The organism is Streptococcus parasanguinis (assembly GCF_040908565.1).
Lineage (GTDB): Bacteria > Bacillota > Bacilli > Lactobacillales > Streptococcaceae > Streptococcus > Streptococcus parasanguinis_AC.
Genome location: NZ_JBDGEA010000008.1, coordinates 55,920 through 80,502, shown reverse-complemented (window position 1 = coordinate 80,502; position 24,583 = coordinate 55,920). Strand labels below are relative to the sequence as shown.

Sequence of the window (24,583 nt, the reverse complement as noted above, 5' to 3'; positions counted from 1 at the left end):
CACAAAAAGAGCCTAACGGCTCTGTTTTCATTTCTTCTACTGTTTTTTCTGGCATTCTGGACAAAGACCATAGACAGTGGTTTGGCACTTGGTAATGACGTAACCACTCTTTTCTCTCGCTTCTGCTCTCACATCTGGAACTTCGATGTCAACATCATCAATCTTCCCACATCGTTCACAAATCAGATTGAGATGATCATGTCCCATAAAATCAAAGTAGGTCGTGGTGTCATTGCGCACTTTTATTTCAGAGACAAAACCTTCTTCAATGAGGACCTTGAGATTATTATAAACCGTTGCCAGACTCATATTGGGAAAGGCCGGTCTTAAATCTTGATAGATGGCATCCGCACTTGGATGTTCCTGGCTTTTGACAAGATAGGAAAGGACAGCCTGACGCGTCTCTGTAATCCGTACAGATTTTTCACGCAAGTGTTGCAATACACCTTCCACTTCTTGTTGTTGAACAGCATCAAGTGTTAAACAAGCTAGCATGGTCTTTCCCCTTTCTATCTCTTCTTTTAGACTATTATATCATGAATGCCCAAATTTGCCTAATTAGAATGTTTGTAAATAAGAAAAGAGGCTGGGACAAAAGTCCTAGCCTCTCAATTGTCTTTGGATTGTCGAGCAAGACACAGTGGTTGAGTGGGCTCTACTACGCTGATTTCATCAGCTTTTACAGCCCTATTCAACTGTGCGGAGGTGGGACGACGAAATCGAATTCTAACGAATGACCGATTTCTGTCCCACTCTCTTTTATTTTCTATTCTTAACTTCCCCAATTAAGGATCCATCTCATGGTTCCTAGTAGAACTTTGACAAAGAGGAACATAAAGAAGAGTTCCACCAGAAACCAGAGGCCTTTTAACAGATAAAGAATTGGCTTTATCATGAGCAGAACAAAAATTCCAAAAATCCATCTCATGGTCCACCCTCCATTTCTCACTTTTTTCTATTATACTCCTATTTATAGGGACTGTCTAGAAAGTACTACAAAACAAAAAATCCCTTCTAGCAAGCTAGAAGGAACTTTTGTAAATCACAATTATTTAACTGCTTCTTTAAGAGCTTTACCAGCTTTGAATGCTGGAACTTTAGAAGCTGCGATTTTGATTTCTTTACCAGTTTGTGGGTTGCGACCTTTACGAGCTGCACGTTCACGAACTTCGAAGTTACCGAAACCGATCAATTGAACTTTTTCACCTTTTGAAAGGTATTCTGAAACAGCTGCAAATACAGCGTCAACTGCTGCTGCTGAGTCTTTTTTAGTCAATTCTGTAGCTTCTGCCACTTTTGCGATCAAATCTTGTTTGTTAGCCATTTAACAAATCCTCCAATTTTTTTTAGGCTTCATGCCTTAACAGTACTATAATATCTAAAAAAAGCCTTTAGGTCAAGTACTAAACCTGTTTTTTCAAACTTTTATTAGGACTATTCGTAACGCACCAAAACTGCAAATGCATTCTCACCTGTATGGGTTTGGATAATGGATCCAGTTTCCAAAACAGGGATCGGTGTTTCGACAAGAGCTTGCAACTGAGCCTTCATTTCATTGGCCCATTCTGCTGTTCCTGCATAAGAAATCCCGATCTCAGCCACCTTACTATGGGAAAGTTTGTCTACCAATTCATCCACCCACTTCTTAAAGGTCTTGTTCCCACGCCCTTTGACGATCGGTTCTAACTGATGGTCCTTCATTTCCATCACGACACGGATATTGAGAAGAGAGCTCAAAAGGCCTGTTACACGGCCAATGCGACCACCTTTAACCAGATTTTCCAAGGTAGAAACGCCGATATACAACTCTGTCTTTTCTTTAACTTCTTCAATGCGGGCCAAGACAGTGTCTAAATCAGCTCCTTCTTTGGCCAACTTGGCTGCTTCAACGACTTGGAACTTCATGGCTTGGTCTGTAAAGCCACTATCAATCACAGTCACTTCTGCTCCTGACAAGGTTGCTCCTTGACGTGCCGCCTCTACTGTTCCTGACAAGGCATGAGACATATGAATCGAAACGATATGAGCTCCGTCTGCTGCTAACTTTTCATAAATTTCCGCAAAAACTCCAACGGGTGGTTGGCTGGTTTTTGGAAGATTTTTGCTAGACTGCATTAAGCGCAAGAAATCCCCTTGGCCCAACTCACTGTCAGAATAAAGGACTCCATCCACCATAACAGAAAGCGGCACAATCGTAATGCCATATTCTTCAACCACTTCAGGCTCAATTGTAATAGATGAGTCTGTAACTATTTTAATATTTGCCATATATTCCTATACTCTTCCTAGAATGTTCTGCTTTCATTATATCAAAAAATACGGGGTTTTGCAGTGAAAGATAACTAGTTCGGCTCCCTTAATCATCTGCAGCAGAAAAACCTGTATTGTGAAGGACATGGTCTTGGACAATTCCTTGATCATCCAAGAGCAATCCATGGAGAACCCCTCCATAAACAGCGCCCCCATCGACACCCATTTTTTGATCTGAAATCCAAAGATTTTCGGTACCGACTGGCTCATGGAGCAGTCCATAGACCGGTGTATGACCAAAGACGATCCATTTGCCTGTCTGATTCTCCGCTTCATGGAATGGTTTTCGGATCCAGACCTTTTGGTAGTCACTGGTTTCCCGCCAATTTTCAAGGGTTAAATCCACACCGGCATGGACAAAATAATAGCTCTCTGTCTCATAGTCAAAGGGCAAACTGCGGATGAAGGCCACCAATTCAGGAACAGTGCTCTCTACTGCTTGCGCATCTGCAACCCCATCTACAGGAGCATCGAGCGGGCGCCCCAATAGAGAATTAATGGTCGTATCGCCACCATTTCTTCGGTAGTGGTCATAACGTTCTTCTGGATTGTCCAACCAAGCTAAAAACATGTACTCGTGGTTTCCGGAAAGGCAAACAGCTCCGTGATGGTCTACGTAGTCTTTTACGATCTCAATCGATCGTTTGCTGTTTTCACCTCGATCTATCAAATCCCCTAAAAAGACCAATTGAGCTTTTCCGTCCCACTCTGTCATAAGCTCTTCTAGCATTTGTGCTTTCCCGTGAATATCTCCGACTACAAAGTATGTTGACATGGTTATAAACCTTCTTTCTCTTAACGCTTGAGAAGTTGCTCTGCCTGTTGACGGGCAGCTTCCGTTAGATCCTCTCCTGCCAGCATCTTGGCAATTTCTTCGATTCGTTCTTCTCTATTGAGCAAGCGCACAGTTGATACGGTAGAGTGTGCATCACTGATCTTTTCAATATAGAATTGATAATCCGCTGCTGCGATGACTTGAGGTAGGTGTGAAATAGCAAGCACTTGGCCATTTTGACCAATCTTATGAATTTTCGCTGCGATCGCTTGGGCCACGCGACCAGAGACTCCTGTATCCACCTCGTCAAAGACGATACTGGTTTTTCCTTCTTTTCGAGAAAAAGCCGATTTAATGGCCAACATCAAGCGTGACAATTCTCCACCGGACGCTACCTTGACAAGCGGTTTAAAGTCCTCACCTGGGTTGGTCGAAATGTAAAATTCAACAGCTTCATTTCCCTCCCGATTAAACTTAGCTTTGCTAAAGCGCACTTGGAAGCGCGCCTTGTCCATGTAAAGGTCCGCTAATTCTTGCTGGATTTCATTTTCTAAAGCTTGGGCCAAGGCATGCCGCTGATCACTCAAATCTTGAGCCAAGGTGACCAAATTCTTTTCCAAATGTTTGAGTTCTTTTTCTAATTCCTCAGATGAGAGGTCACTTCCGGTGAGGAGGCTATATTCTTTGGTGATTTGCGCCAGGTATTCTAAGACGTCCTTGACTTGGCCACCATACTTGCGCGTGATGGAATGAATCAAATCCAAGCGCGACTCCACCTGCATGAGGCGATTACCATCAAATTCCAGACCATCGACCACATCTTCTAAGCGTTTGGTAATGTCCTCAAGGGCATAGAAGGTTTCCGATAACTGGCTTGAGAGTTCTTTGTAGCTCGGATCATATTCTTCAATGCTTTCCAGATCATTCATGGCTGAGCGAACATTGGAAAGGCTCGAAAACTCTTCTGCATCCAGCATGGTATAGGCATTGGTTAGAGTATCTGCAATCATCTTGTGATTGAGCAGACGTTGGCGTTCTTGCTCCAGACGCACGTCCTCATCCACTTCCAAGGCAGTTGCCTCAATCTCTGCAATTTGAAACTCCAACATCTCGATACGGGCCTTGTTTTCCTGCTGGTTGCGCTGGAGTTCCACCACTTGTTTACGCAGGCGTTTGTAGTCTTCAAAGGTCTGACGGTAAGCATCTTTGGTTTGGAAAAAGGCTGCATCTCCAAATTCATCCAGCATAGCGATATGCAATTGAGGCCGCATAAGTTCTTCCTGATCGTGCTGGCCATGGATGTCTACCAAATGTTGACCGACCGCTTTTAAGACTGATAAATTTACCATTTGGCCATTGATTCGGCTGACACTTCGCCCATTTTGCAAGATCTCTCGGCGAATGATCAATTCATCGGTCCACTCTAATCCTTGCTCTTCAAAGAGCGCTGTCAAATGGCGATTGCTCTCAACAGCAAAGAGACCTTCGATTTCCGCTTTTGGGGCTCCGTGTCGAATGACATCCGTCGTTGCACGGCTTCCCAGCATCATATTCATGGCATCGATTATGATGGATTTCCCTGCACCTGTTTCCCCTGTCAGTACCGTCATTCCCTTTTCAAAATTTAAGGAAATCTCCTCGATAATGGCAAAGTTCTTAATCGAAATTTCTAATAGCATAGGCTCTTACCACCCAAAGATTGATTTGAGGATATTCTCTGCTTCTGGTGCGGAATAAGCAATCAACAAGATCGTATCATCATCTGCGACAATACTAAATATATGATTCTGATAAATATCCCGCAAACGACGTTTAACTAAAGGAGCTGTCCCTGGAACCATGGTGAAATTAACATATTCACCCATTCGACGATGAGACAAGATATTGCTTTCAATCATCCCGATTCCTTGGTGGTGCTTGCGTGGCAATTCATAGACATAAGTCATATCTTTTAAAGGTCGTTTAACAATTCCCAGTTCTTTAATATCGCGTGACACTGTCGCCTGGGTTGCTGAAATCCCCTCTTCTTTCAAGTGTTCAACAATCTCTTCTTGTGTTCCCACTTCATGATCACGTATAAAGCGGAGAATTTTTTCTAATCGAATATTCTTACTCTTCATGTTTAAATTCCTTGTGCGCCTTTTCCACAACAGTCTCCAGCTGCTCTGTACTAGGCTTTGTTTTCTCTTCTTTTTTTTCTAGATACATCAAAAATTCGATGTTGCCATGGCCTCCTTGGATAGGGGAATAATCCACTCCCATCACGGAAAAGCCATGTGTCCCTGCAAATGTAGCGACCTTTTCAAGGACGGCCAAATGAATCTTGGGATCCTTAATGATTCCATTTTTCCCGATCTGTTCGCGTCCTGCCTCAAACTGAGGTTTCACCAAGGCCACGACTTGTCCATTGTCTGCTAAAATCCGGTGAAGGGCTGGCAGAATCAAGTCCAAGGAAATAAAGCTGACATCGATACTCGCAAAGCTCGGTATCGCTTCAAAATCATCTGGCTCAGCATATCGGAAATTGAACTGTTCCATCGAGACTACCCGAGGATCGTTGCGCAATTTCCAGGCCAACTGATTGGTCCCGACATCCACCGAAAAGACCTGGCTGGCTCCATTTTGCAGCATGACATCTGTAAAGCCACCTGTAGAAGCTCCAATATCAATCGCAATTTTATCCTCTACAGTTAAGCCAAATTGGTTCAAGGATTTTTCTAATTTGAGTCCGCCGCGGCTGACATACTTGAGCTTTTCACCCTTTAATTTCAACTCGGTCGCTTCATCAATTTTTTCACCCGGTTTATCAAAGCGCTCACCATTGATAACGGCAACGACAAGACCGGCCATGACCCCTCTTTTGGCTTGTTCGCGTGTATCAAATAGGCCTTGTTTATAGGCTAATACATCTACTCTTTCCTTAGCCATCTATTCGTAATCCTTCTATTAATTTCTTGATTGCTTGCGGATAAAAGTCGCAAGCAGCCGTAATCTGATCCAACAAGTTCTCGCAAGCATCTAATTCACTTGTAAGCAAAGCTTTTGATTCTTCCAATCCCAAGAGGGCTGGATAAGTCGATTTTTCTGCCACTAAGTCCTTTTGAGGAGTCTTACCCAGAGCTTCAAAATCAGCGACCAAATCCAAAATATCATCCCGTACTTGAAAAGCCAGCCCTAATGTTTTCCCAATTGTTTCTAGAAGCTGACCAATGTCTGCTGGCAACTCTAAAATCGAGGCTGCTGCGATGAATGGATAGGCAAGGAGTCGTCCTGTCTTATTGGCATGGATGGTTTGCAATTCTGCTAGAGTGAGCTGTTTGTGCTCCCCTTCCATGTCAAGGACTTGGCCAGCTACCATTCCGCGACTACCGGAAGCATCTGATAACTCAAGGATCAAAGAGACTTTGACCGCATCTGAAAGGGCACTTGTAGCAATCAGGCCAAAGGGATCGAGAAAAAGTGCATCTCCTGCTAAAATCGCCAAGTCTTCTCCAAATTTCTTGTGGTTGGTCAATTGCCCCCGACGGTAATCGTCATTGTCCATGGCCGGTAGATCATCATGAATAAGGCTTCCTGTGTGAATCATCTCCAAAGCCCCTGCCACTTGAAAATGAGCCTCTGTCAACTCCTGTCCGAAGGCTTCTAACAATTCTAGAAGAAGCATTGGGCGCAGGCGTTTTCCACCTGCTTGGATCGAATAAAGGACCGAGCCCACTAAATGGGGGGCGATGGATTTTTCCTCATAAAAAGAGCGAATCGCTTGCTCTACTCTATTTCGTTTTTCTTCTTGTCTCATGCTAGATCCGCTTCAGTACCATCTGCTTGCATGACCTTGACCAAGGTTTTCTCTGCTTGATCCAAGGTGTCTTGCAATTCTTTTGACAACTTCATTCCTTTTTGGAATTCTGTAATCGCTTCTTCAAGAGCCACATCCCCACTCTCCAATTTTTGGACGATGGCTTCCAAATCTGCTAAATTTTCTTCAAATTTCTTTTCTTTCGACATGTTTCACCTCTACTTCTAACTGGCCATCTCTCATGATGAGGGACAGCGGGTCTCCTTCTTTTACGTTCGCAACCGAATCCAAGACTTGATCGTCTTGCTTGACCATGGCATAGCCACGCGCAATAATCCGACTCGTATCCAGCATCAAGAGGGCTTCTGATAAGCCTTGAACCTTGATCTTTTGCTCTTTTAGGACTTGTTCCATGCGGCTGGTTAAGAGTCTCTTATCTTGGAAGACACGATCTTGATAACGTTCGATACGATGCAAAGGAGACATAGCCTCTAGACGATGACGCAGACCTTGCAGCTGATTGTCCCCTTGTCCATAAGCATCACGCATCCCTTGTTTCAAGCGCAATTGCAACTGGTCAATCTTTTGCATGTAGCCATCATAGAGTCTTTCAGGCTGTCTAAAAATAACCGATTGACTTAATTTGGCCAAGCGTTCACGATTATAGGCCAAGCGATTGGACATAGCTGTTGCCATGCGATTTTCCTGCTTTTGCAAATGGGACAAGAGATCCAACTTCGTTACTGGAGTGGCCAATTCAGCAGCGGCTGTCGGAGTAGCAGCTCGTCGGTCTGCTACAAAATCGGCTAGAGTCGTATCTGTCTCATGTCCAACACTGGAGATAATCGGAATCCGCGATTCAAAAATAGCTCGCACCACTGCTTCTTCATTAAAGGCCCAGAGATCTTCAATCGAACCACCCCCACGACCGATAATCAAGACATCCAAATCATCCCGTTGGTTAGCCCTTTGAATATTAGCAACCACCTCACTTGCGGCGCCTTCTCCCTGGACCTTGGTCGGGTAGAGCACGATGTCCACACCAGGAAAACGACGGCTCACCGTTGTGATAATATCGCGAATCACGGCCCCACTTTGACTAGTGACCACCCCGATCTTTCTTGGGAATTGTGGTAGAGCTTGCTTCCACCGATCCTGAAAAAGCCCTTCTTCGGTCAGCTTTTTCTTGAGTTGCTCAAATTGGATGGCTAAGGCCCCTACCCCATCTGGCTCCGCCTTTTCGATGACAATGGAATAACTCCCACTTGGCTCATAGAGCTGAATGCGACCGATGACATTGATCTTCATGCCTTCTTCTAGCTCAAAACCAAAGCTTCGATAAACCCCAGCCCAGACCGTTGCCTGAATGACCGCTTTTTCATCCTTTAATGAAAAATACTGGTGGTTGGGACGTTTTCGGAAGTTGGAGACCTGCCCTGTCAGATAAACCCTTTCCAAATAGGGATCCTTATCAAATTTTAATTTCAAATATTTGGTCAAACTTGATACGGATAAATAGTTGGACATAGGAACTCCTTTCTGCAGAATATGATCAAGTTTAATTATACCAAAAAACACCAAAAAAGGCTGGCAGACAAAGCGAAATCATGAATTTCCTTTCTCTACAAGCCTCATTTTATTCAAGACACTTTCTATTTGTCTGTTTGACACCAGCTTCCTTATTTTTCACACTTCTCTAACCGTTCAATAAAGGAGCTAAGAAGCGCTTGGGGTCCCCCTTCATTTGGATAGGCATAACTAATATAGAAGACTGTTTTTTCCTCTTCAACAAGCGGAATTTTGACAAGATTTGGATATTCTGGAAAGAGAGTCAGATCGGTCATGAGACCAATTCCCAAATTTTCTTCGATGAAACTCAAGACCAAGTTGGAATACACAAAAAAGACAAGTCACAAGACTTGTCTTTTATTCTTTAGGAGGCTATTGCTTTCCTATTCTTGATAGGTTTTCACGACCCAATCAACCCCTTCATCTGCCGTGAGAGTATAGACGGGATTTTGACTCGTTTCATAAAAAGTCATCGAGAGAGTTTTGCCATCCACGAATACTTCGATGGAGTTGGTATCGCGAATGATCGAAAAATGATGATCTTTTTCAGCATCCAACTGAATCCATCTCGATTGAAATGCTGGATTTTCTTTTCCAGAAATGGGGTGCCCAAATTGGTCTCGACTTAAGCTAAAGCGTTTTTGAGAGGCGTCGTAAATCAATTGCAAGACACTATCAGGATTGGTTTTATCGCTATAACTTAGGATAAAGGAGCAACCCGATTTGGCATCTAGTTCAAACAAGGTTTGTTTCCCTCTCGCTGGAATCGTGATCTGATTGCCCTGAACAATGGTTTCTGACGCATGTTCTACAAGAAAGTGTTCTTTCACTGACTCAGGTAACTCCTGAACCAATCGTCTGTCTTTCAAGGACAATTTTCTTGGAAGAGTCATACTACCTGCCCACCCATGAGCTAAATCATGACTGGGGATAGACCGGTGCCACATTTGCATCCAGGCAACCATGTAACGTTCGCCATTTGGTCCTTGACAAGTTTGAGGGGCATAGAAATCCAAACCACCATCCAATTCATCATAGGAATCGACATGAAAGCGTCCTGTTTCCCAATTCATGTCACCGATAAAGGCAACCGTCGAATTTAAATTCCAGTATTTTTCTTGCTGTCTTTCCATTTCAATGGGAGACAGAATCAAGACCCATTTACCATCTAATGGGAAGAAATCCGGACATTCCCACATGATACCTTGCCCTTTTTCACCTTCCAGTAAGACTGATTTAAAGCTCCAGTCCTCTAGATTACTTGACGCAAACAAGAGAATTTGCCCTCGATCATCTACTGTTTTGGAAGCAACTACAGTATAATAGCTTCCTTTGTATTCAAAGACTTTGGGATCACGAAAATCAGCAATATCTGCGATACCATCAATATGCTGCACATGAATCACTGGATTAGTGGGGATTTTTTCAAAGGTAATGCCATCCGTCGATACCGCAAGACACTGAGTTTCTTCGCGCTTTTCCTCATCGTCTACATGACCCGTATACAGCAAGTAGAGCTTGTCGTCTTTCACGATAGCACTACCCGAGAAGCAGCCATCCTTATCATAGCTTTCACTTGGCGCTAATGCTACTGGCAGTTCTTCCCAATGGAGAAGATCTTTTGATTTGGCATGCCCCCAATGCATGGCCCCCCAAACACTATCATAGGGATAGAATTGGTAAAACAAATGGTATTCTCCACGGAAATAAACAAAACCATTAGGATCGTTCATCCAGCCAATTGGAGGTAGCAAATGAAATGCCCCTCTATATTGCTGATCAACCTTCTCCCTGTTTTCATCGATATACTGATTTGCTTTCCGAATGCTTTCCTTCATACTTTTCACCTATTTAATACCTGTACCAGATCCACCTAAACCTTGAATAATATATTTTTGTGCTACGATATATACTAGAATAAGTGGAATTGTAGAAATTGTCAAAACAGCCATTACTTGATTGATATAAACTGGTTGAGTTGTATTAATGGTTGTAATCGCTACCTGCATTGAAAATTTTGAAGAATCTGTTAAAACCATCAACGGCCAGATATAATCATTCCAACTAGAAATAAAGGAAAGAACACCGACTGTGGCAACTGCTGGTTTCGACATCGGCAACATAATCTTGAAAAAGATTCGCAAGATACTTGCACCATCTATTTTTGCAGATTCGATAATTTCTTCTGGAATGGCAATAAAGAAGTTTCGGAAAAGATAGATATTAAAGACACTAGCTAATCCAGGGATAATAACCGCTAAACGATTATTGACTAAGCCAAGTGAATTAATAATTGTAAATTGAGGAATCAACACTGTTTCAATCGGAATGATTAACAATGCCAATAAAAAGCCAAATAGAATTTTTTTACCTGTAAAATTAATTTTTGCAAATGCAAATCCCGCTAAGGCATTTACTATAATAGACCCCAGTGCAAATGTTCCTGCATAAAAAATACTGTTCCCTAAGTATGTTAGAATACTAAAACGTGAAAGAACTTCTTGGTAAGGTTTAAACCAATCAGCTGGATTAAAACTAGGTAAGAAAGCTTTCCAACTTGTTAAATTCTTATACACATCTGCTTCTGGCTTCATTGCTGAAACCACCATCCAGATCATAGGAAATAGAAAGAGGCCTGCTAATAGAATTAATAAAATATATTCTAAAATAGAAGTCGGTTTTAAACGTTTCATCCTAATCGTCCTCCTTCAAAACTCGCCGTTGTACAAGACTGATCATACCAATCAATGTTGTAAATACTAAGGCAATAGAACTTGAATAACCAACGAGACGGTCTGTGAAACCTTGTTGGTAAATATAATATACCATTGTAATTGTTGAGTTTAGTGGTCCACCTTGAGTCATGACCATTGGTTGTACAATCAATTTAAATGCTGAAATCAATGTCGTCAAGAGTACAAATAAGGCAGTTGGTTTCAATAAAGGCATTGTGATGTATCTGAATTGAGCCCATTTTGAAAATCCATCCAACTCTGCTGCCTCATAAACATCTTGTGGAATATTTTGCATTCCTCCAAGGAATAACAACATTTGATAGCCTGCACCTTGCCATGCAGAAACAAATACAATTGCATACATGGCCTGTTTTGGACTTGTCAAGAATGGTTGTGAAGAAATACCAATTTTATTCAGTAGGGCATTGAGCAAACCATTATTTGGATTTAACAAGTATAGCCAAAGAATAGAGATAACCACGAGAGACATCACAACAGGAGCAAAAAATGCTACCTTAAAGAACATATTTCCTTTACGTTTCTTATTAACAATTAAGGCCATCCCGAGAGCCGAACCAAGTTGCACTGGAATAATCCAAACTACAAATTTCAAGGTATTCAGGAAGCTTTTTATAAAGATCGGATCTTGTGCTAAGCGCATGAAATTTTGTAACCCTACAAATTTTCTGTCCTCTGGGGTCAATAGGTAATAATCTGTAAAGGCATAATAGATGACCATACCAACAGGTATCACCAAAAAGATAAAAAGTAATACTAAGGCTGGAGCTAAAAAGCTATAGCCCATAATATTTTCTTTAAGACGTTCTTTCTTTTTTGTTTCGACTTTCTTTGTTTCGCTCATTGTTCGTCTCCTAAGATGAAATCATTAAATAAAATAAGGTGGAAGGTACATTTCATAACTTTCCTTCCACCTTTTGAATATCAACTATTTATTTAAAGATTGGTCGATTGCTGTTTGCATTTCTTTCGTACGAGCATCTAATACTTTTTGTACATCTGGATTATCTTTATAATAGCTGATATCTTGCATCGCTTGTTGGAAAGCGCGTGAAACTTGTGGATAAGCTACTACAACAGGACGAGGATGGGCTGATACAGCATTTTGTTCCATCAAGAAGCGCAATGGTTCAGATACTTTATCCTTAATATTTTTAATTGTTGATTTTCTGATTGGAAGAACACTGTTCCCCAAGCTTATAATTTCACTAGATTCTGTATTTGTTGCAAACTTAACAAATTCAGCAGCAGCTTCTTTTTTATCAGATTTTGTTGTAACAGCTAATTGCCAACTACCTGAAGGTGAGACCAATTTCTTCGTTTTATCTGAAACTGGATAAGGAAGAATACCAAAATCAATATCTTTGTAATTTGTTTGTAGATCCCCAATCGTCCAAGACCCGCTTAGAACCATCGGATACTCACCTGTTTCAAATCCTTTTTCAACAGGACTAACTGTAGTGTAATCCTCTTTTACTAGATTTTGAATAAATTGAACAGCTTCAACACTTTCCTTACTATTGAAGTAACCTTCAGCTTTTGTTCCTTTAGAATTTACAACAGAACCACCATTTGACCAAATAAGAGGCATATAAGCATATGGTAACATCTCATCATTTGAATTCAAACGGAAATCGATTGCTGGTTTATTAAAATGATCTTTTAATTTCTTAGCAATGGCATTAAACTCAGACCAGGTCCATGGCTTTTCAAGGGTTGGCAAACTCGCTTCATCAATCCCAGCTTCCTTAAACATCTTCTTGTTATAGTATACACCTACATTTGATTCAGAAAAACCAAACGCATAGAATTTACCATCATAAGTTCCCTGTTGTTTAATACTGTCCAGTACATCATCCATGTCATTGTCCTTTAGATAATCATCCAAGGGAGCAATCACTTTTGATTTTGCATAGGCAGCAGTATTTGGTCCATCTAGCGTAATAACATCTGGTAAACTATTTGTCGTAATAGCAGCGTTGACCTTATCTTCATATCCTCCACCGCTACCACTACGTGGAATATATTCTGTCACAACCTTGTATTTGGTTTTCTTTGACTTGTTGAAATTATCAACAACTTGTTGCCAAGCTTTTCCCTCAGCTGTTTCATCTGAGAATTGAACCCAGACTTTTATTTCGTCCGAAGAACTTGCAGTTTTGGATTTTGATCCCCCACCACATCCTGCAAGCAATCCTAATGATAGTGCTGCAACTACAGATAACTTAATACCTTTACGCATAGCGTCCTCCTTTTTTGAAACGTTTCATTTTTTATTAATTTTTTAACCCAAACTAAAATAGTTGAGTTTTTTGAAACGTTTCATTTTATGACTAAATTATAACAGCGCTTTCATAATTTGTCAAGCACTTTTATAATTTTTTTGTTGTGTTTCCTTCAAAAAAATGTACCGGTAAACTAATGACATTCTGGTCTATTTTTTCTTCACGAATTAATTTAAGCAATAATTCAACTGCTGCTTGAGCCATCTGAGCTATTTGTTGAACAATTGTAGAAAGTAAGTAAGGTTGATCAAAAGCTGGTCTTAATCCATCAAAACCAATAATCTGATAATCTTCTATAGGAATTTTTCCCATCTCCCCTAAAACTTTTATCACACGAAGGGCCATAAAATCATTTACTGTGAAAATCCCATCAATCTGAGGATGCTTTTCAAAAAAGGTTCTTATTTGCTCTTCTACTTGATTCAGTGGTTCCGGCATTTCAAGACAATAAAGGTTCGTATTTTTCTGTTTGGCCTCCGCTTTGAAGCCTCTCCCCCGTTCCGTTGTTTCATTCAAATGTTTGTTCACACCACTAATGTAAGCTAGATTTTGACAATCGCGTTTGACTAATTCGCGACAAGCTAGTTGACCACCATGAAAATTTTCAGAGGTTACGTAATAGACATTTTCAGAAAAATGACGGTCAATACTGACAAAAGGTAAATTTGATGAGACATACTTATCAATATCTGAATAGGTGATCCCTATAATCCCATCTACTTTATTTTTCTCAAGTAATTTTATGTATTCTATCTCATTTTTAGAATCTTTATCCGCATTACAAATTAATAATTTATATTGATTTTTTAATAGTGCTTTTTCAACATGATAAGCAAATTCAGAAAAGAAAGGATGCCATATTGTTGGAATGAGTAAAGCAATAATATTACTACGATTCGTTTTTAATCCTCTCGCATATTCATCTGGGACATAAGAAAGTTTTTCAATTGCTTGTTGAACTTTTTTTAAGGTCACCTCTTTAATGCCTTTTTCATTATTGATGACACGAGAGACTGTCCCAACACTAACTCCAGCTTCTGCTGCAACATCTTTCATGGTAATCGATTTTTTTTTGCTCATTCATTTTTTCACCTCCTTTCATCCATACTATCATGAAAACGTTTCATTTTCAACATTTTCGTTTAAATTGTCACTCCACTTTTTCATCCATTTGGGAATTTCTTGGCTAATGGTCGTGGGTAGAACCACATAGGCCTCCTTGCTCAAGTCCTCAGCAATGGCTGAATGGAGATAGGTCGCAACCACCACGCGCTCATAGAGACTGACCTGTGGGAATTGACCCGCAAATCCTGCGATCATCCCTGCCAAGGTATCTCCCATACCCCCTGTTGCTTGGTAGGGACCACCAACATCTAGCTGATAGCCCTCATCTTGCCCACTTGTCCAAATTCTTGTGTGGGGCCCCTTTTCTACTATGACAGTCCCTTCAGGAAAGTTCTGTACAGCTCTTTGGCTCTTCTCTTCTGTCTGGCTTGCTAGATCAAGTCCCGATAGTTTTTCCCATTCTTTTTGATGAGGGGTAAAGACCAACTGAGCTTCTGGCAGGTCAAACTGAGAGGCAGCAAAAAGACTAATAGCTCCTCCATCTAAAATCAAAACCTGCTGGCTTGAGACTCGCTCAAAAACCATGTGCAAGATTGCTTGGCTTTCTCTTGTTTCCTTTAAGCCCGGCCCTACTAAAATCACGCTAGCTTTTTTCACTTGCTCACAAAGGAGTTCATGATCCGCTAGATCAAAGCCCATGGCTTCAGGAAGATAGCTATGAAGGGCCGACAGATTATCAGGATCAGTTGCAACAGTGACCAACCCCGCTCCACTGTGAACCGCAGCGAGCGCCGCCATAATGATAGCACCACCATAGGGATAAGTTCCCCCAATCAAGAGCAGACGGCCAAAATCTCCCTTATAAGATCTTGCCTCTCGCTTCACAATGACACGCTGAATCTCTTCTTTTTGAACTGTTTTCATACCATCCTCGTTTCTAGCGAAAAAGGAGAAGCCACGACTCCCCCTCCTTCTTTTATTTTCCTCTAAATTCTGCGAAGACTTGCAAGATCTTAGCAGCAACAGCTTGTGGTTGATTTTGTTTGGCTACCAATTGATCATCCGCATAAGGCCGAAGGGCTGGAAAATCACCAATCTGAACTGCATAAAGAGCTTTTTCAAAGAGCTCAATATCATTTTGATCATTGCCAAAAGCTACAAAATTTTCTCCACAGAGTTCTTCGACTGTAGTCGCTTTATGAGTGTTTGCTGGATTGAGATAGATAGATTTTTCATGAGCATGATAGCGGATATGGGCCTTATCTGTCTTTTCGATCCGCTCAATGATCTCATCCACTAGTTCTTCATGGCCACCCATATAGATCACAACCTTAATCGGATCTGTCAACTCCTCTAAAGAACGATACTGGGCTTTCTTGAGGGGATCTACATTCGCAATAAAAGGAATCTTTTCCAAAATCTGTCCACTATAATCAAAGGTATCATCCACAAAAAATGGTAGATTGTAATGGCGACAAAAGCCAAGGACTTCTCGATACACATCCTTGTCCAATTGTTCCTCATACACTAACTGCCCCTGATGATAGGCCAATCCACCATTTAAACCAATCACGAGTCGCTGACTCAATGGATCCCCTAAAAGGCCCAAGCAGTCACGGTAAGAACGTGCAGAAGCAAAGGCAACTTCATGGCCAAATTCTTCTGCTCTCAATAAGACCTGTTTGATTTCATCATCGATTGTGACACCATCGAATGACAGGGTTCCATCTAAATCAAATACAAACTTCATCTTGTTCACACTTTCATTTTTTTAAGGCACGAACAGCTGCTTCGTAGGTCTGCTCCATCAGCATGGTAACGGTCATAGGACCAACCCCTCCTGGTACCGGAGTAATATGACTGGCCAAAGGGGCAACGGAGTCAAAATCGACATCCCCACACAATTTGCCATTCTCATCGCGATTCATTCCGACGTCAATGACGACGGCACCTTCTTTCACGAAGTCTGCTGTTACAAATTTTGCACGACCGATCGCAACCACCAAGATATCTGCTGTCTTCGCAATTTTTGCTAGATGATGGGTCCGAGAATGGGTCAAGGTTACCGTCGCATTTTTTGCGAGGAGCAACTGCGCCATGGGTTTTCCAACGATATTGGAACGACCAATCACGACGGCTTGCTTCCCTTCTAGATCAATCCCGTACTCTTTAAACATCTCCATGATCCCAGCGGGAGTAGATGGCACCATAATAGGATTGCCGGCCCATAGATGCCCCATATTCAATGGATGAAAGCCATCTACATCTTTTGTCGGATCAATGGCTAAGAGGACTGCTTCCGCATCAATGTGCTTAGGCAGTGGCAACTGCACCAAAATCCCATGCCAAAGTGGATCCTGATTGTAGTGTTCGATCACTTCTAATAATTCCGCTTGGCTAATACTTTCAGGAAGTTGTCTCACTTCACTGCGAAATCCTGCCGCAATAGCAGAACGCTCTTTATTTCTCACATAGATCTTACTGGCTGGATTGTCTCCAACCACGATTACAACAAGGCCAGGTACAACCCCTGTTTCTTCTTTTAATCGTGCTGTTTTCTTCGCGATCTCACCCTGTAATTTTGTAGCGAGCGCCTTCCCATCAATGATTGTCGTCATGTCAATTCTCTTTCTAGTCAAGTAATGAAAATAGTCCTCTCTATTATAGCAGATTTCAACTCTCAAACCTAACTGTTCCTAATTAGAATTTCCTATAGACGAAAACTATAGCCAGATGGACAAAAAATGAGCTTGAGACCACCCCAAACTCATCCACACAGCTGCTTAGTAAAGCAATTCATAAATTTCCATTGCAATTAAATCAATGCTATCAAATGTATAGGTTTCACGCGCTTCAACATCACGAAGTGTAAAGGTTGAACCTTCTTCTTCATTGTGGTTGTAGGCTACTTCAGCGACAACAACACCGTCACGTTCAAAATTACGTTTCAAATTTCCACCGTCTTTTGTCATCGTCTCCAAACGGTTGATAATCCGTACTAAATGTGATTCCATTTTTTTTCTCCTCTTTACTTTCTACTCTCCTATTTTATCATAAAAGAGAAAGCTCTTCCAATAAAAATTCACATTTTTCCATTGATTTACTCTCTTCTTCACTCCTTAGTGACATTCCGTAGCAAATTCTTGCAAACTTCTAGAATACTGATATAATGAAACTATAAATCTTTGACTATTTTTGACCTTTTTTAAAATAGGCTCGTCTCTTGATGGAAAACCATCAAAAACCTACTGTGAGGTATGTATATGCTTTGTCAAAATTGTAAAATAAATGAATCAACCATCCATTTATATACAAATGTAAATGGACGTCAGCAGCAAGTAGACCTCTGTCAAAATTGCTATAAAATTATGAAAACAGACCCAAATAACAGCTTCTTGAAAGGCATGACCCAACGGAGCCAACTGACTGGAGATCCCTTCGAAGATTTCTTCAATAACCTTGGTAACTTCCAAAGTCCACAAGAACCTCAAACACCTCCAACTCAATCTGGAGGCAGTTATGGAGGTGGCGGTTACGGCCAAAACAATAACCGTAGTGGCAGTCAAGATCCACGTCAAGCTCGCCCTCAAAAGCCTAAAGGACTATTAGAAGAATTCGGTATCAATGTCACAGAAATTGCCCGCAAAGGGGATATTGACCCTGTCATCGGACGTGATGAAGAAATTATCCGTGTCATCGAAATTCTCAACCGTCGAACCAAGAACAATCCGGTTCTGATCGGAGAACCTGGGGTAGGAAAAACTGCCGTTGTGGAAGGCTTGGCCCAAAAAATCGTCGATGGAGACGTTCCTCATAAATTGCAAGGAAAAGAAGTCATCCGCCTAGACGTCGTCAGCCTGGTTCAGGGTACAGGCATCCGTGGTCAATTCGAAGAACGCATGCAAAAATTAATGGATGAAATTCGTCAACGCGAAGATGTGATTCTGTTCATCGACGAAATCCATGAAATTGTTGGCGCAGGATCAGCTGGTGAGGGCAATATGGACGCTGGAAATATCCTCAAACCAGCCTTGGCGCGCGGAGAACTCCAATTGGTCGGTGCTACTACCCTCAATGAATACCGCATCATTGAAAAAGATGCGGCCTTGGAACGTCGGATGCAACCCGTTAAGGTCGATGAGCCAACGGTTGAAGAAACCATCACCATCCTCAAGGGCATCCAGAAAAAATACGAAGACTACCACCATGTTCACTATACAGACGGGGCCATCGAAGCAGCAGCTATTCTTTCAAACCGCTACATCCAGGATCGCTTCCTGCCAGACAAGGCCATTGATTTGTTAGATGAAGCTGGGTCTAAAATGAACCTGACCCTAAACTTTGTGGATCCAAAAGTGATCGACCAGCGCTTGATTGAAGCTGAAAACCTCAAAGCCCAAGCGACACGCGAAGAAGACTTTGAAAAAGCAGCCTACTTCCGTGACCAAATCGCGAAATACAAGGAAATGCAAGGGCAACATGTCACTGATCAGGAGACCCCTGTCATCAGTGAAAAAACCATCGAGCATATTGTTGAACAAAAAACCAATATTCCTGTTGGTGATTTGAAAGAAAAAGAACAGTCTCAATTGATCAATCTGGCTTCTGATTTGAAAGCCCATGTGATCGGTCAAGATGATGCAGTGGATAAAATTGCGAAAGCCATTCGACGCAACCGTGTCGGCCTCGGATCGCCAAATCGTCCAATCGGAAGCTTCCTTTTTGTCGGACCAACCGGTGTCGGGAAGACCGAATTGTCTAAACAATTGGCGATTGAACTCTTTGGTTCTGCAGACAATATGATCCGCTTTGATATGAGCGAATACATGGAAAAACACAGCGTAGCGAAACTAGTCGGAGCTCCTCCGGGCTATGTGGGCTACGATGAAGCTGGACAACTAACTGAAAAGGTCCGCCGCAATCCATACTCTCTCGTTTTGTTGGATGAAGTTGAAAAAGCCCATCCAGACGTCATGCACATGTTCCTGCAAGTCTTGGATGATGGCCGTCTGACAGATGGTCAAGGCCGTACTGTCAGCTTTAAAGATACCATTATCATCATGACCTCTAATGCTGGAACCGGCAAAGCTGAGGCCAATGTTGGTTTTGGAGCTGCTCGCGAAGGTCGAACCAACTCTGTACTTGGAGAACTCGGTAACTTCTTTAGCCCTGAATTCATGAACCGTTTTGATGGCATCATTGAATTCCAACCTCTATCAAAAGAAAACTTACTTCAAATCGTTACCCTCATGCTCGATGAAGTCAATCAACGTCTCACACAAAATGAGATTCATCTGGACGTGACAGAGAAGGTGAAAGAAAAATTGGTTGATCTGGGATACGATCCAAAAATGGGGGCCCGCCCACTCCGTCGTACCATCCAAGACCATATCGAAGATGCTATTACCGATTATTACCTGGAACATCCAAGTGAAAAACAACTCAAAGCCGTCATGACCAGCAATGGGAAAATCTCTATCAAGTCTGCTCACAAACCAGTTGAACAGATTACAGAATCATAATCAGTAAATGTACATTCAGAGAGTGGGACAGAAATCGGTAATTCGTTAGAATTCGATTTCGTCGTCCCACCTCCGCACAGTTGAGTAGGGCTGTAAAAGCTGATGAAATCAGCGTAGTAGAGCCCACTCAACCACTGCGTCTTGCTCAACAATCCAAAAACAATTGAGAGGCTAGGACTTTTGTCCCAGTCTCTTTCTTTTTTCCCTCCAGATTTTTGCTAAAAAATATGATATAATGATGAAAAAATAAGAAAAGAGAAAACCATGACCATTCCAAGTTTTGGTGAAAAGAAACAAGATGTTGCGTATGTGAACCGCTATGGTGTCTACGCTGTTATTCCCAATAAGGACCAGGATCAGATCATCCTCGTTCAAGCTCCTAATGGGGCTTGGTTCTTACCTGGCGGGGAAATCGAGGCGGGTGAAGATCACTTGCAAGCTCTGAAACGGGAACTGATCGAAGAATTAGGCTTTACCGCTATTTTAGGGCAATACTATGGCCAAGCAGATGAGTATTTTTATTCTAGCCACCGGGATACCTACTACTACAATCCTGCCTATATTTATGAAGTCGTCGACTACACAGAAACTCAAAAACCACTGGAAGATTTTAACAATCTTGCTTGGTTTCCAGTAGAGGAAGCGATTGAAAAACTCAAACGTGGCAGTCATAAATGGGGCATTGAACAGTGGAAAATTGCCCATAAAAACTAAAGGACTTCTTTCACAAAATAAAAAAAAGTGCTATAATAAATGAAGATAGAGGTCAGGAGGAACTCATATGAAGCTCATTAATACCACCAATAGTCATGCTGCACTGGTCAAGAGCCAACTTGCCAGCACTGACGCCTTGCTTGTCGAGGTTTATTCCGCGGGCAATACTGATGTTGTTTTTACACAAGCCCCAACCCACTATGAATTATTGATCAGTAACAAACACCGTGCTATTCGTGAAACTGAAGTAGAATTAATTCGTGAGTTCTTTTTAAAACGTAAGATTGATCTTCAAAACATTGACCAATCCGCTATTAAAACCCTCTACTCCGATAAACTAATTGAAATTTCCTTTCCAATTACTAAGTAAGGCCAATTTGCCTTACCTTTTTCTTTGGTATCTTTTTCCCAAAAAAATCCTTTCACCTCGATTATGAGATGAAAGGATTCTTTATTTCTGAAAGATCATTTTTACGTGAGGGGAAGAAGCCAAGATAAAGGGCTCGCTCACCGTTTGAAAACCTAATTTTTCATACAAGCCGACCACCTGTTCTTGAGCCTCAATTTCAATGGTCCGTCCAGGAAATCTCTGTTCACACAGGTCCAAAATTTGCTCTACCATGTCTTTTGCCAGTCCTTGGCCACGACTGTCTTTGGCTACAGCCACTCGGCCAAAATGAATCGTCAGCCCCGTTGCGAATATGCGAGCATAGGCATCCACACGTCCTTCCCTATTTTGATGAAAAAGATGGATAGATCGATAATCAACATCATCCAGATCATTGTAGATCCTAGTTTGTTCCACGACAAAGGTCTCTAATCGCAGCTGAACGATCTCGTAAAACTCTTTCAGTTCTAGTTCCTGAAATTCTTTCTGGTACCACATAACTTCCTCTTTATTGAAAAGTCGCAAGGAGACTCTCTCCCTGCGATTTTTCACTTCTTATTATTTTGCTTCAAATCCTTCTGCGACTGCGTCCGCAAAGTTCTCTTCGACAATGCTTGCACAGTGATCACAGATGGTTGCGTGGTAGTGGCGTTCTGCAGTTGATGGATCGATACGACGGCAACGGTCACAAACTTCACCAGCTGCACGTTCAACAGTGAAGGCAACATCTTCGAAGGCCACTGCACCTTCTGGAGCTGAACCTTCTGCAATGGTCAACTCAGAAACAATCAAGAGTTGAGCGACATTGCTATCAACAGCTCCAAGAAGTGTTTTCACCACTTCATTTGGATAAACTGTCAAGTGAGCTTCTAGTGATTTACCAATCACTTTTTCATTACGTGCTTCTTCCAAGGCTTTTTGAGCTTGACCACGGAAGTCCATAAAGGCTGACCAAGTATCCAAGATTTCTTCTTGGTTGGCAAACGTTTGTGCTTCTGGCAATTCTGATAATTGAACAAAATCCTCTGCTTCAAACTCAAGGTATGACCAGATTTCTTCAGCAGTGTGAGGAAGAATTGGCGTCAAGAGTTTCGTGATTTTCACAAGGATGTCATAGAAGACTGTTTGCATCTGACGGCGTTCAAGAGATTTCGCACCTTCGATGTAGACAACATCTTTTGCAAAATCAAGGTAGAAGGCTGACAGATCAACATTGATAAAGTTAACCAAAGCCTTATAAATCGTCAAGAATTCGAAGTTTGCATAAGCGTCACGAATCGTCTTAACAAGTTGGTTAAAGCGGATGGTCATGTACTTATCAACAGAACGAAGTTCTTCGTAAGCGACTTCATCCTCAGCTGGGTTAAAGTCAGATGTGTTAGCAATCAAGAAACGAAGGGTATTACGGATCTTACGGTAAGTCTCTGAGACTTGGCTAAAGATATCCATAGAGATCCGTACGTCGTTGCTTGAGTCTACACTTGTTACCCAGAGACGCAAAATTTCCGCACCAAATTGTTTTTCAACGTCGCTTGGGGCGATGGTATTTCCAAGAGATTTAGACATCTTCTCACCTTTACCATCTAATGTGAAACCTTGAGACAAGATTTGCTTGTAAGGTGCTACACCATGGTTCGCCACAGAGGTGATAAGTGATGAGTTGAACCAACCACGGTATTGGTCAGAACCTTCAAGGTAAAGGTCAGCTGGGTAAGTCAGATTTGGACGATTCACCAAAACACCATTCCATGATGAACCTGAGTCAAACCAAACGTCCATGATATCTGTTTCTTTCTTGAACTCGCCATTTGGTGAACCTGGATGGGTAAATCCTTCTGGCAAGAGGTCTTTGGCATCACGTTCCCACCAAATGCTTGAACCATGTACTTCAAAGAGTTGAGCTACATGCTCGATGGTCTCAGCAGTCATGATTGGTGTTCCGTCTTCTGCATAGAAGATTGGAAGTGGCACACCCCAAGCACGTTGACGAGAGATGACCCAGTCACCACGGTCACGGATCATGTTGTAAAGACGGACTTTACCCCATTCTGTATGGAATTTCACTTTATCAATAGCATCCAGGATTTCTTGACGGAATTTTGAAACAGAAGCAAACCATTGTGGGACGGCACGCCAGATGATTGGTTTTTTCGTTCGCCAGTCAAATGGGTAGGAGTGAGAGATTTCTTCTTGAGCAAGGAGCAAATCGCCAAGTTTTTCGATAACTGTTGGAACAACCTTGTCATAGAACTGACCAGCAAAGTCAGGTCCAGCATTCTCCATCATGATTCCTCGTTCGTTAACCGTAACGGCTACTTCGAGGCCATTTGCAATCCCTACATTGTAGTCATCCTCACCAAAACCAGGAGCTGTATGGACGATACCGGTACCTGAATCTAGGGTTACATGTTCACCAAGGATCACCAATTCATCAACTTCCGTATCCCATGGGTGTTCGGTAACGATATGGTTCAATTCTTTCCCTTGGTAAGTAGCAAGGACTTCAACATTTTCCCAACCGAATTTTTCAGAAAGGCTTGGCAAAAGCTCAGATGCTACGACATATTTACGATCAGATCCAGCAGGTTTCACTACGACATAATCAAACTCTGCACCTACCGTCAATCCACGAGAAGCTGTAACAGTAAATGGAGTTGTTGTCCAGACAACGATGTAAGTATCTGTATCTAGAATACCTTTGCCATCTTTGACCTTATTGGCATAGTAAAGAGAAGTTGATACCAAATCATGGTATTCAATCTCTGCTTCAGCAAGAGCTGATTCAGATGACCATGACCAGTAAACTGGCTTGGCACCACGGTAGATATAACCCTTATTAGCCATCTCACCAAAGACACGGATTTGGGCTGCTTCATAGTCTGGAGTTAAAGTTACATATAAGTTTTCCCAGTCACCTGACATCCCCAAACGCTTGAAATCATCACGTTGTTTATAAACTTGAGAAAGAGCGTACTCACGACAAAGTTTTAAGTACTCAACCAAGTCCATTTCTTTGCGTTTCACACCTTGTTTAGCCAAGACTTGCTCAATTGGCAGACCATGAGTATCCCAACCTGGGATATAAGGTGCGTTAAAACCTGACATAGACTTAGAACGAATGATAATATCTTTTGAGATATGATTCATGGCATGTCCAAGATGGATATTTCCGTTTGCGTATGGAGGGCCATCATGCAAGACAAAATGCGGTTTTCCTTCATTTAGTTCTTGACGACGTTGATAAAGTTTAGCTTCATCCCATTCCTTTTGCCAAACTGGCTCTTTGGTCGGAAGACCGGCACGCATTGGAAATTCTGTTTTTCCAAGATTTAAAGTTTCTTTTAGTTTCATTGTGTCTCCTTATTGATTTAAAAAGCTATAAAAAAAAACACGAGCATCCTAAAAA

At 41.8% G+C, this 24,583-nt stretch carries 26 protein-coding genes; 3 read left to right on the top strand and 23 right to left on the bottom strand.

Translation table 11 applies throughout. The annotated features are described in order from the left end of the window. Positions 1-36: 36 nt before the first annotated feature. From AB5Y61_RS05560 to AB5Y61_RS05460, 21 genes are all read right to left on the bottom strand, one after another. On the bottom strand, positions 37-495 hold the full coding sequence (locus AB5Y61_RS05560; RefSeq protein ID WP_368403448.1) for a Fur family transcriptional regulator: 459 nt from the start codon (positions 493-495) through the stop codon (positions 37-39). Positions 496-772: 277 nt separating this feature from the next. After that, complete coding sequence (locus tag AB5Y61_RS05555) at positions 773-928, bottom strand: hypothetical protein (RefSeq protein WP_368403447.1); 156 nt, start codon at positions 926-928, stop codon at positions 773-775. Positions 929-1,048: 120 nt separating this feature from the next. Then, entirely contained in the window at positions 1,049-1,324 is a 276-nt protein-coding gene (locus AB5Y61_RS05550; protein ID WP_003006038.1) for an HU family DNA-binding protein, read from the bottom strand. Positions 1,325-1,434: 110 nt separating this feature from the next. Next, on the bottom strand, positions 1,435-2,268 hold the full coding sequence (locus AB5Y61_RS05545) for a DegV family protein (RefSeq protein WP_368403446.1): 834 nt from the start codon (positions 2,266-2,268) through the stop codon (positions 1,435-1,437). A gap of 88 nt (positions 2,269-2,356) precedes the next feature. Then, on the bottom strand, positions 2,357-3,085 hold the full coding sequence (locus AB5Y61_RS05540; RefSeq protein ID WP_368403445.1) for a metallophosphoesterase: 729 nt from the start codon (positions 3,083-3,085) through the stop codon (positions 2,357-2,359). A gap of 20 nt (positions 3,086-3,105) precedes the next feature. Further along, complete coding sequence (recN, locus tag AB5Y61_RS05535; RefSeq protein ID WP_368403444.1) at positions 3,106-4,764, bottom strand: DNA repair protein RecN; 1,659 nt, start codon at positions 4,762-4,764, stop codon at positions 3,106-3,108. A gap of 6 nt (positions 4,765-4,770) precedes the next feature. Then, positions 4,771-5,205 carry an arginine repressor gene (locus tag AB5Y61_RS05530; protein WP_023917481.1) on the bottom strand — a complete coding sequence of 145 codons (435 nt, stop codon included), beginning with the start codon at positions 5,203-5,205 and terminating at the stop codon, positions 4,771-4,773. Further along, entirely contained in the window at positions 5,195-6,013 is an 819-nt protein-coding gene (locus AB5Y61_RS05525; RefSeq protein WP_368403443.1) for a TlyA family RNA methyltransferase, read from the bottom strand. The genes AB5Y61_RS05530 and AB5Y61_RS05525 overlap by 11 nt, the downstream gene beginning before the upstream one ends. Next, complete coding sequence (locus AB5Y61_RS05520) at positions 6,006-6,881, bottom strand: polyprenyl synthetase family protein (RefSeq protein ID WP_368403442.1); 876 nt, start codon at positions 6,879-6,881, stop codon at positions 6,006-6,008. Before AB5Y61_RS05520 ends, AB5Y61_RS05525 begins: the two co-directional genes overlap by 8 nt. Next, positions 6,878-7,090: an exodeoxyribonuclease VII small subunit gene (locus AB5Y61_RS05515; protein WP_003006013.1), complete on the bottom strand. Its 213-nt coding sequence runs from the start codon at positions 7,088-7,090 to the stop codon at positions 6,878-6,880. The genes AB5Y61_RS05520 and AB5Y61_RS05515 overlap by 4 nt, the downstream gene beginning before the upstream one ends. Beyond that, entirely contained in the window at positions 7,068-8,408 is a 1,341-nt protein-coding gene (xseA, locus tag AB5Y61_RS05510) for an exodeoxyribonuclease VII large subunit (RefSeq protein WP_368403441.1), read from the bottom strand. Before xseA ends, AB5Y61_RS05515 begins: the two co-directional genes overlap by 23 nt. A gap of 152 nt (positions 8,409-8,560) precedes the next feature. After that, entirely contained in the window at positions 8,561-8,725 is a 165-nt protein-coding gene (locus AB5Y61_RS05505) for a hypothetical protein (protein WP_368403440.1), read from the bottom strand. 108 nt (positions 8,726-8,833) lie between these two features. After that, positions 8,834-10,288 carry a glycoside hydrolase family 32 protein gene (locus AB5Y61_RS05500; protein ID WP_368403439.1) on the bottom strand — a complete coding sequence of 485 codons (1,455 nt, stop codon included), beginning with the start codon at positions 10,286-10,288 and terminating at the stop codon, positions 8,834-8,836. Positions 10,289-10,297: 9 nt separating this feature from the next. Beyond that, the gene (locus tag AB5Y61_RS05495; RefSeq protein WP_023917473.1) at positions 10,298-11,143 is read right to left on the bottom strand and encodes a carbohydrate ABC transporter permease; all 846 of its coding nucleotides are present in this window, start codon (positions 11,141-11,143) and stop codon (positions 10,298-10,300) included. A gap of 1 nt (position 11,144) precedes the next feature. Beyond that, positions 11,145-12,047: a carbohydrate ABC transporter permease gene (locus tag AB5Y61_RS05490; RefSeq protein WP_368403438.1), complete on the bottom strand. Its 903-nt coding sequence runs from the start codon at positions 12,045-12,047 to the stop codon at positions 11,145-11,147. An 84-nt stretch (positions 12,048-12,131) separates the two neighbouring features. Beyond that, entirely contained in the window at positions 12,132-13,445 is a 1,314-nt protein-coding gene (locus AB5Y61_RS05485) for an ABC transporter substrate-binding protein (protein ID WP_118095804.1), read from the bottom strand. A 130-nt stretch (positions 13,446-13,575) separates the two neighbouring features. Then, the gene (locus AB5Y61_RS05480; RefSeq protein WP_368403437.1) at positions 13,576-14,568 is read right to left on the bottom strand and encodes a LacI family DNA-binding transcriptional regulator; all 993 of its coding nucleotides are present in this window, start codon (positions 14,566-14,568) and stop codon (positions 13,576-13,578) included. A gap of 30 nt (positions 14,569-14,598) precedes the next feature. Then, positions 14,599-15,477, bottom strand: coding sequence for an NAD(P)H-hydrate dehydratase (locus tag AB5Y61_RS05475; protein ID WP_368403436.1), 879 nt, complete (start codon positions 15,475-15,477; stop codon positions 14,599-14,601). Positions 15,478-15,529: 52 nt separating this feature from the next. Beyond that, on the bottom strand, positions 15,530-16,303 hold the full coding sequence (locus tag AB5Y61_RS05470; RefSeq protein WP_368403435.1) for an HAD-IIB family hydrolase: 774 nt from the start codon (positions 16,301-16,303) through the stop codon (positions 15,530-15,532). Between the two features lie 13 nt (positions 16,304-16,316). Further along, entirely contained in the window at positions 16,317-17,171 is an 855-nt protein-coding gene (locus AB5Y61_RS05465; protein WP_368403434.1) for a bifunctional methylenetetrahydrofolate dehydrogenase/methenyltetrahydrofolate cyclohydrolase, read from the bottom strand. A 165-nt stretch (positions 17,172-17,336) separates the two neighbouring features. Then, on the bottom strand, positions 17,337-17,567 hold the full coding sequence (locus AB5Y61_RS05460; protein ID WP_003005989.1) for a DUF1797 family protein: 231 nt from the start codon (positions 17,565-17,567) through the stop codon (positions 17,337-17,339). 249 nt (positions 17,568-17,816) lie between these two features. Between AB5Y61_RS05460 and AB5Y61_RS05455 the strand changes: the two genes are divergently transcribed. The 3 genes from AB5Y61_RS05455 (at position 17,817) to AB5Y61_RS05445 (ending at position 21,159) form a co-directional block, all read left to right on the top strand. Next, on the top strand, positions 17,817-20,075 hold the full coding sequence (locus tag AB5Y61_RS05455; RefSeq protein ID WP_368403433.1) for an ATP-dependent Clp protease ATP-binding subunit: 2,259 nt from the start codon (positions 17,817-17,819) through the stop codon (positions 20,073-20,075). Positions 20,076-20,339: 264 nt separating this feature from the next. Continuing rightward, positions 20,340-20,789: an NUDIX hydrolase gene (locus AB5Y61_RS05450; RefSeq protein WP_368403432.1), complete on the top strand. Its 450-nt coding sequence runs from the start codon at positions 20,340-20,342 to the stop codon at positions 20,787-20,789. A gap of 67 nt (positions 20,790-20,856) precedes the next feature. Next, positions 20,857-21,159 (top strand): DUF1827 family protein, encoded by a 303-nt coding sequence (locus tag AB5Y61_RS05445; RefSeq protein ID WP_021152773.1) that lies wholly within the window; start codon positions 20,857-20,859, stop codon positions 21,157-21,159. Positions 21,160-21,240: 81 nt separating this feature from the next. On the opposite strand, the gene AB5Y61_RS05440 is transcribed toward AB5Y61_RS05445, so the two are convergent. Together AB5Y61_RS05440 and ileS are read right to left on the bottom strand one after the other, a co-directional pair. After that, a complete protein-coding gene (locus AB5Y61_RS05440) occupies positions 21,241-21,675 on the bottom strand; it encodes a GNAT family N-acetyltransferase (RefSeq protein WP_368403431.1) in 435 nt (144 codons plus the stop codon). A 60-nt stretch (positions 21,676-21,735) separates the two neighbouring features. Continuing rightward, on the bottom strand, positions 21,736-24,528 hold the full coding sequence (ileS, locus tag AB5Y61_RS05435; RefSeq protein ID WP_368403430.1) for an isoleucine--tRNA ligase: 2,793 nt from the start codon (positions 24,526-24,528) through the stop codon (positions 21,736-21,738). Between the last annotated feature and the right edge of the window lie 55 nt (positions 24,529-24,583).